Origin of the sequence: Pseudobacter sp. (assembly GCF_051955275.1) — a bacterium.
Classification (GTDB): domain Bacteria; phylum Bacteroidota; class Bacteroidia; order Chitinophagales; family Chitinophagaceae; genus Pseudobacter.
In genome coordinates, this window is record NZ_JBQCGW010000265.1 from 1 (window position 1) to 8,775 (window position 8,775).

Below are 8,775 nucleotides of genomic sequence, written 5' to 3' on the forward strand. Positions count from 1 at the left end.
ACTTCTTCCTGAAATAGCGATCCAGTAGGTGATATCCCTGACAAATGCGATATCCTGCCACCAGCTTTTCATCAGGTTGAGCAGGGCCAGTATTGCCAGCGTACCGATGGCCGCTACCACGGTATAGGAAGTGATGGACGACATAAAAAGGCCTACAGCGGCATACGCACAGATCAACAGGAATAACCCCAGTAATGCGCAGAGTACAGCAGGATAATCGAAATTCACTATCGTGAACGCTCCATGGAGGCAAAACATGCTCAATATCCCGATCAGCGTGAAAGCAAAAACGATCAGGGCCAGGAACTTTCCCAGCACGATCTGGAAACTATTGACCGGAGAGGAATACAGCAGCTTGATGGATCCGCTGTTGAACTCCCGGCTGATCACTCCCATTGTCAATAATGGAATATATAAATAGAGATAACCCTGGATGCTGAGAAAGAAGCCATCCATCTGGTTATTGAAAATGCTGTAAGTGACATTTTTGGTAACCTGACCCAAAATATCCCTGTGCGCCATGGCGCCATAAAGATTGGTATATACAATACCTGTCTGAAGTGCGAAGATCACCAGTATTAACCACGCAACAGGAGAATAAAACAATACCTGTAATTCCGCCTTTGCAATCCTGTATGTTGTTTTCATTGATTGTTCTTTTGTTTGACTGCTTAAAAAGATCAGGACTTCTTCCTGGAGAGCTCGGCAAAAATATTGTCGAGTGAATTTTTGTTTTGTGAGATATGCAATAGCTCCCAGTTGTTCTCTACAGCGCTCTTCACGATCCTTGAGATCACTTCCCTTGAATCGGAAGCATAGTTCACGGTATAGTCGATGCCTCCTGTATGGCTTGCTTCAACCACTCCGTCGATGGCTGTCAGGTATTGCAGGGAAGGAAGCTGCGCCAGGCTCACCGAAAGAGAGCTTGGCTGGAGATAGGTGTCGAAGTCCTCCATGGGACCTGAAAAGATCATCTGCCCTTCATTGATCATCCAGATATGCTCACAAAGCGCCTGCACTTCCTGGAGGATATGCGTTGACAGGATCACTGTTCTTTCTTCAGCGATACTTTTGATCAGTTTCCTTACTTCCAGGATCTGGTTCGGATCGAGGCCGTTGGTGGGTTCATCAAAAATTACAAATTCAGGTTTGTGGATGATCGCCTGTGCAATGCCGGCCCTTTGCTTGTATCCTCCGGAAAGGTTCTTGATCAGCCTCTTTCTGTAGTGAGAAAGATTACATTGTTCCATTACATACTTTACTGCAGCCGGAATTTCTGATTTCGGAATCATGCGCAGGTGTGCACAATAGGTCAGATACTCCTCCACGGTGAGTTCAGGTTGTACCGGAGGCACCTGGGGGAGAAAGCCGATTCTTTTCTTGGCCTCCACCGGATGTGTATCCAGGTTGTATCCCCTGATATATACATTGCCTTTGGTTTGTTTCAGCACGCCACACATGATATTCATGATGGTGGATTTGCCTGCTCCGTTAGCTCCCAACAATCCATAAATCCCTTTTTCCATTAATTCAAAGCTGATGTCTTTGATGGCCCATTGTACACTGTACCGATGGGATAGCTGTTCCACTTTTACAATAGATTCGCTCATAAATCCTGAAAGTTTTAAAAAAATGATGCCCTGTATCGCCCATCAGGACGATTGTACTTAAAGCGTATATGTAGTTGGAGGATTAACGCATGATACTGTTCTTGACAGTTATATCGGCAATAAGACCCAGGCCCGTCATACGGTGTAACTCAACGGGGGCGGGCAATGTAAGGGATGCATCGGAAATATTATAGAGAACTACAGTACCGTCTTCCAGACCCACCGCCAGTTCAAGGAAATTGTCGCTCTGGGACATGGCAGTGATCTTACTTCCGAAGGAAGTGAAGAGCCTGGCCGCAGCCCCCGTGATCATATCGAAATAATACAGGTCATTATTGCCGGGGCCTCCGGAAAAGAAGATAAAGTTCCTGCTTTTGATACCGAGGTATTTACTGTCAGCATTTACAAGACTACTACCGGTAAATGCCTTCCTTGTTTTGGGGGAGAAAGTGATAACACGATTCAAATTGCGCATGGTAAAGGACTGCATGTAGATCTGATTTTCTCCCGGTTTCCTCATCAATACCACGCCATCGGTGGAGGCGCCATTTCCACTGTTCGGTATTTCATTGAAGGAGCCGCCCCAGACATATTCCCAGTCTCCCATATGATTGAAGTTGACATGGTCCGAAGGATAAGGAGTTGCAGGCGTGGGGCTCGGCAATGTATCGATAACCACCCACCCACCGGTTGGATTCGGCCCGTTCAATGAGAGGTAAAGGATCCTGTTGTTCATAGCATCATACATGAAGTTCATCAGGTTGGAATTGGAATATGGATTCCACAGATCGGTGATCTTCATTCCATTCAGCGTGGTCATAGGAATATTCAACCAGGGCATCGAAAAGGGAACAGGTGAATTAGAGAATAATCTCGGATATACTTCCCCGTTGGTATTCACCAGCAGATGGGCATTGGGATAGAAGCCCATATTGACGGGATCGATATTGGCAGGCGCACTGCCCGCAAAAGCGTCCCTTAGCCGCAGCCTCTTCTGAAGGCTGTAGGAGTCCAACTCAACCGTCCCCTGCCCTCCCTGCTGCATTACTACCAGGCTCCATACACCTGTCACCGGATAGTTCTTCAGTTTTACCGGTTTGCTCCCCAGAGATTCCCCGTTGTTCTTCCATTTATAGATATCACGGTCATCTACATAAATTTTTTGAGCGGCATCATAACGGATATGCGCCAGCTCTGATTCTCCGTTCTTTTCATACAGGATAGTGTACCCGCTCTGATAAGGAGAGGCCAACCGCAATATGGCAGTAGTAGAGAAGTATTTAACCTTTGTTGCCTTATCCACCATACAATAATTGACAGGCAATGTTCCGGGTTCAGCTCCATTGTACACCAGGATGGAATCGGTACCCACCAGCTGATCACTTACATACCATTCATGTCCGTAATCAGCGGCGGTTTTGGAGGGATCGCTATATTCCCTGATGGCATTAATGGTTACAGGGTTATCAATCAGTCCATCGATATTGGTAGTCTGAAACCGTATGGTAACCGGACTACCCTCTTTATAGGAATAATTGCCCTTGTCTTTAATACATCCCGGCAATGAGATGAGCAGCGAAGCCAAAACAGTATTTATAGAAAATTGTACTTTCATTGTTTTCAGATTATAGATTAACCAATTAAGGGAAGGCTGGCCAGCATATCCGATCCGTCTTCCAGCAAGAGGGGCGTTCCGTTCTCCTTCATTTCTATCAGGTAATACTTGAAACGAAGCATCAAAACGCGTTGCTGGCTGGGATCATACGCAGCAAGATCACCCACGCCCGTTACATCCATGAATGCCCTGAATTTTTTCTCGGAATAAATGCCCAGATAGAATCTGTCCATTTCCGCATTCCACCAGACCGGTTTCGCTATCAGGTCACTGATCCTGAAAACGCGGTAAGCATAATTGGTCTGACCGGCTTTCACAGCTTCGGTATCCTTTATCCTGATGGTCAGCAGTACAGCTTCAGTGGCCAGCTGAGGAATATTCTTGAAAACAATATGAGCAGTATCCTGCGTAAAACCCGCCCTGTACTTGAATACAGCGGGCAGCGTGTAGGTAGTGGAGGGCGCATTGGTTTTGTCCTGCACCACTTCGATCATATAATCCAGGTCCTTTTCAGGCATGGTGCCTGTGAGTCTTACAGGCATCGCCAGATCCACTTCCGGTTTTCCGGGATGGAAGAAGAAGGAAAACTGCAGGGTATCCGTGAAAGCAGTGGTAAACTGGATATAATGACCGCCGTTATAGTTTGTGATATCCCTCTTTGAACAACTTTGTAAAGAGAGTCCGGTAACTATCAATAGTATGATTCCTAATTGTTTCATTTGTTCTGATTTCGATAATTAGTAAATGACTTCTCCTTCCGGAATTTTGAATGTGAACCTTTCATCCATAGGGATCAGCTGTGTGCTGCTGATCTGCATTCCCCTTCCGAGCCTTTTGTAGGCAAAGATGGTTTGCCCCTCCGTGAGGAATTCCCTTCGATATTCATTTAATAACTCGTTATAGAAACCGGCTTCTGATTGATCCGTGAATGTATTGATCTTACCTCTGGCTACTCTCACCTGGTTGAGAATGGTGAGGGCTTCTGCGGTTAGCCCTTTACGATAGAGTGCTTCGCTGTAGATATAATAGATCTCACTCAGGCGAAGTACGGGAGCGAAAGTATTCTGCTGCGATCTGAATTGCCCGGTTGAATTGGTGGCAATCCATTTCTGACTCACCATATCGGTGGATACCACGGCGTCCGGGATCAGCAGGTTGATCCGGTAATCCCTTTCAGCAGCAGGGAACCAGGAGGATACCTGCTTGTTGATCCTGTACCTTAGCGTGGTGCCTTTATAGGCGGTGACATCCGCTACCAGGTCTGTATTGAATGATCCGAACAATACATCATCCGCAAATTTTGTATATATGTTCACCCCGGCTGCATTGGTAGAAGATGTAAATTCCCACCATTTCTTAGCCCCGGAAGGTCCATAGATGTACACATACGCAGCTTCACTCAAGGCTTTCTCCACATCACCGGCATACAATGCAACTTTAGCCTGCAGGCCTGCAATGGCCACATGGTTCAATCGCATCATGCGGAAAGTGAAGAAACGTTCTTCGGCAACATTGCTGCCCACTAAACGGGTAGTCAGCTTAGTGCTGAGCGCTGCCCTGTTCAGAATGGTATCGTTCTCGGCAACCAGGTTCTTCGCTTCTTCCAGGTCTTTCTGGATGTTCTGCAGCACAGTGGAAGTAGGCGATGGCGCCGTGTAATAGGAAGGATATTTATCAACATAGGGAATATACTGGCCAGACAGATCCTGAGCCGGAGATGGCGCAAAAAGTCTTACCAGCTCAAAATGCAGCATCGCCCTCAATGCGATGGCTTCTCCCAGGATCAGCTTTTTCTCAACATTGCCAAACTGGAAAAGCCCGGTATCCTTATTCTTTATTTCAGTGATCAGTTTGTTACTGTTGGCAATGGCCTTGTAGGCATTACCCCAGATATCGGTTCCTATGGCCAGAACGGTGGGATCGGTCTGAATGAAGGTAGTGGCTGCATTTTGATATTCCTGAGAAATATCATTGCCGATATAATCCTGCGCCAGTGCGCTGTTCAGCCCCCAGGTCAGGTTCCTCCCATACAGGTTTCCTTCAGCAATGTACTGGTAAATTCCATTCAGTGCATTCCGGAACCCTATGCCTTCACTGAACAGGCGCTCCTGTGTGATCTGATCGGTAGGCTTAACATCCAACCATTTATTACAGCCGGAAAATACAAGTACAGAAAGTACTACTGCTATATGTTTAATGAATGTTTTCATGTTTCTGTTTTTTATACAAGCACAGCTTACAATACAATCTTTACAGTCAAATCATAGTTCCTTGCAAAAGGATAGGAAGTTCCCCGCTCCTGCAGAATGGTTGACCAGGTGGCCAGGTTATTGGACGACAACTGGACTTTCAAGCGGGAAATACCATAATTCAACAGCTTTTTCGACACCAGGTCATATGCGATGCTCAATGAATTGAACCTCACAAAATTGTTATCCTGGATGAACCTGGAACTGGGCCTGGTGGTGTAACTCCTGCTGGCAATGTCTTTCAGGGGAGTGATATCGCCGGGCTTCACCCATCTTTGCAGCAGGATCCTTTTATCGCCATTCTTATTGTAGATGTCTACATTCTCTACTTTCGTTACCAAAGTCTTGTTGTATTCCTGCGCCCCATACTGGTACAGGAAAGATGCAAAAAGCGAAAAAGCTTTATAGCCGATATTGAATCCGAATGATCCCTGGCCTTTGGGAGAATAATCACCAATGATCGTTTGATCGGAAGCTACCCAGTCATAGGTAATGGTACCATCCGGGCGGACATACACTTCCTTACCGTCCATCGGATTGATGCCCATTGAACGCATACCGAAAATAGAAGTTAAAGATCCTCCTTCTACATACTTGGTATAAGGGGTAGAATATTTCTCCAGGTAATGAGGGCTGGTTGGCGTGTTTCCTGTAAAGCCGTCGTACTGCGTATTTACGAGGTCATTGTATTTTTTCAGTGAGTTGGACAATTCCAGCAGTTCGTTCCTGTTACTGGCAAAGTTGCCGTATACTGAAAACTGAAAATCTTTCTCACGAATGATATTCGCTCTTACAAATACCTCGAATCCCCTGTTACGGACCTTACCAATATTGTCTTTGTAACTGGTATAGCCGGAGGAAAGCGGCAGGTCCACATCGTTCACCAGATTGTTGGTGATCTTATTGTAGAAATCAACGTTTACTGAAACCAGGTCTTTGAAGATCCCGAAATCAAGTATCAGATCGTAGGTAGTTGTTTTTTCCCAGGTCAGTGCGGGAGATTCCATGCCCATGAGGAAAGCGCCGTTACCGGTTGCATACCATTTATCCTGGTAAACGAACAACCCCTTTGCTGCGTAAGGAGGGAAATTTGTTTTGCCCAGTTCACCGGTTGTTCCGGTCAATCTCAGCCTGTTGAAAATACCAAGGTCTTTCACCCATTTGTATTTATGGAAATTAATACCGGTACCTACCGACCAGAACGGTGCAAACCGGTTATCGGAACCGAATTCGGAAGACCCGTCAAGACGCCCTGAAACATCCAGCAGGTAAATATCCTGGAACGCATAGTTCATGGTCACAAAACTTCCGAACAAGCGGGTATGGTTATCCGAGTAAGCGGGCTTACGCACGATCTTGTTGGCGAAATTGGGTGAGTTCTGCGAACCGGAAGGGAATCCGGCATAGTATTCGGCCGACATGGTCACATTTGTTTCGCGGGCATTCATTCCTCCGGAAAAATTGAAACTATGACCGGCAAAACGGTTTTCATATCGCAGGAACAGGTTGGTATTATATCCTTTGTTTACCGTTTTTGTGCGGGTGAGCTCCCCGATATTGCTGAGATCGGTACTGGTAAGGAGATTGTATTTACTGGATGCCGGATCGATAAAAGCATCCGTCCAGGAATCCTGCCTGGTAAGCGCCAGGTCAGCCCTTAACTGGAATTTGGGTAAGAAGTTCCAGATAATGGCGGTGTTATTGACTAAACTGTAATAGCCGTTCTTGTTAAAACTATTGGTACTGTAAGCTTCATACATTGGATTGAAGCGGTTGGAGATCAGTGCGTCTCCTGTATGCCAGAGGGTAGTGTTTTTCACAGGACGTCCATCAGGCCCGTAGATCTCATCATAAGGCGCCTTGGTGGTAAAAGGGCTGAAATCACCATATGGAGAGGCCTGTGCATCTACCACATCATAAGTGATATCATTGCGGATCTGAAATTTCTTTTGCCTGTAATCGATCCCCAAACCTCCTCCTTTCCTTTCGCGGAAAGAGGACTTCATCACGCCTTTCTGTTTATCGTATTTCACCAGGAAATTGAAGCGAAGATTATCCGTTCCACCGTCGATATTGAGCGTGTGTTTGTGATTGAATACATTCTCTACCGGTTGTGAGATCCAGTCTGTATTCACACCACGTTCGATCTGGTTTTGCTTCATCAGCAATTCTTTCAGGAGCGCTCCTTTGTTTACGGGGGTCATGCCGGGCGTTACGTTGTAGTAGCCAGCCAGGATCTCTGCCTGCAGTTTTTCTTCTGCATTCATTAAATTATAATCGGTAAGATCAGGTAAAGTCAAAGAGCCTACCATGGTATAATCCAATCTCAGCTTGCCCGGCTCGGGCGCCACTGTTTCGATCACCACTACTCCATTGGCGGAGCGGGAGCCGTACACAGCTGTTGCAGCAGCATCTTTCAGGATGGTGATATTCTTGATGCGGGTGATGTCGAAATCATACACTCTTTCTGCAGACACTTCGTAACCATCCATGATAAAGATGGGCAGATTGGGATTATTGGTCAGTGCGGCCTGCGACACATCCACCTGGTCAAGCGTTTTAACACCAATGCCTGAGCGTCCCCTGATATAGAATTCAGGAAGTGTATTGGGATCGCTGCCCATCACATTGTTCACCTCTATACGGAAGGAAGGATCGAAAACCTGCAGCACATCCACCAGGTTCCGGTTGCTCACTTTCAGCAGGTCTTTCTGCGTAACCTGTATGGAATTGCCGGTAAAACTTTCTTTTTTCATGCGGCTATAGCCGGTTACCACTTCATCAAGCGTTTTTTCCGCCACCTGTAATTTGATGAGAACGGAAGTAGCGTTGGCGGATATTTTGTGTGTTGCTTTTTCAAAACCAACAAACGACACTTCGAGTACATCGCCTGCATTCACCTGTAGCGTGAGCTCGCCGGTTGGCCCGGTAACTTTGGATACGCCGCTGTTCTTATTGGTAACGGTGGCGCCGGTCAGAGGATTTCCATCTGCGCTTACCACTTTTATTTTGATCTGAACCGGCGGGATGAACAGGGAGGAGCCGGGACTGGCGGGAGACAACTGGTCTGCATTGTTATTCCCTGCAATAGTCTGCCGGGTGATGAATACAGTTCTGTCGGCAATCCTGTAGGTGAGCGGCTGCCCGCGCAATAGTTTTTCCAGGAAATCTTCCAGGGGGAGATCCTTTGCTTTTATAGAAACAGGTTTGGTGTTGGAGAGTAGCCCTTCCTTGTAGAGAAAAACAAATCCTGTTTGTCTTTCAATTTCCGTAAACAACTTTTCCAGAGAAGTTCCGGAGG

Annotated in this window: 6 protein-coding genes; all 6 read right to left on the reverse strand. The window is 46.4% G+C overall.

Features of this window, described 5'->3' with window-relative positions; genetic code table 11:
* The coding region (locus ACTHMC_RS23155; protein WP_440416832.1) for an ABC transporter permease at positions 1-648 on the reverse strand (648 nt) is incomplete at its 3' end.
* A gap of 32 nt (positions 649-680) precedes the next feature.
* On the reverse strand, positions 681-1,610 hold the full coding sequence (locus ACTHMC_RS23160) for an ABC transporter ATP-binding protein (protein ID WP_440416833.1): 930 nt from the start codon (positions 1,608-1,610) through the stop codon (positions 681-683).
* 82 nt (positions 1,611-1,692) lie between these two features.
* A complete protein-coding gene (locus ACTHMC_RS23165) occupies positions 1,693-3,225 on the reverse strand; it encodes a PKD-like family lipoprotein (RefSeq protein WP_440416835.1) in 1,533 nt (510 codons plus the stop codon).
* A 17-nt stretch (positions 3,226-3,242) separates the two neighbouring features.
* Entirely contained in the window at positions 3,243-3,944 is a 702-nt protein-coding gene (locus ACTHMC_RS23170; RefSeq protein WP_440416836.1) for a DUF4843 domain-containing protein, read from the reverse strand.
* Positions 3,945-3,962: 18 nt separating this feature from the next.
* The gene (locus tag ACTHMC_RS23175) at positions 3,963-5,435 is read right to left on the reverse strand and encodes a RagB/SusD family nutrient uptake outer membrane protein (protein ID WP_440416838.1); all 1,473 of its coding nucleotides are present in this window, start codon (positions 5,433-5,435) and stop codon (positions 3,963-3,965) included.
* Positions 5,436-5,461: 26 nt separating this feature from the next.
* The coding region (locus tag ACTHMC_RS23180) for a SusC/RagA family TonB-linked outer membrane protein (protein WP_440416839.1) at positions 5,462-8,775 on the reverse strand (3,314 nt) is incomplete at its 5' end.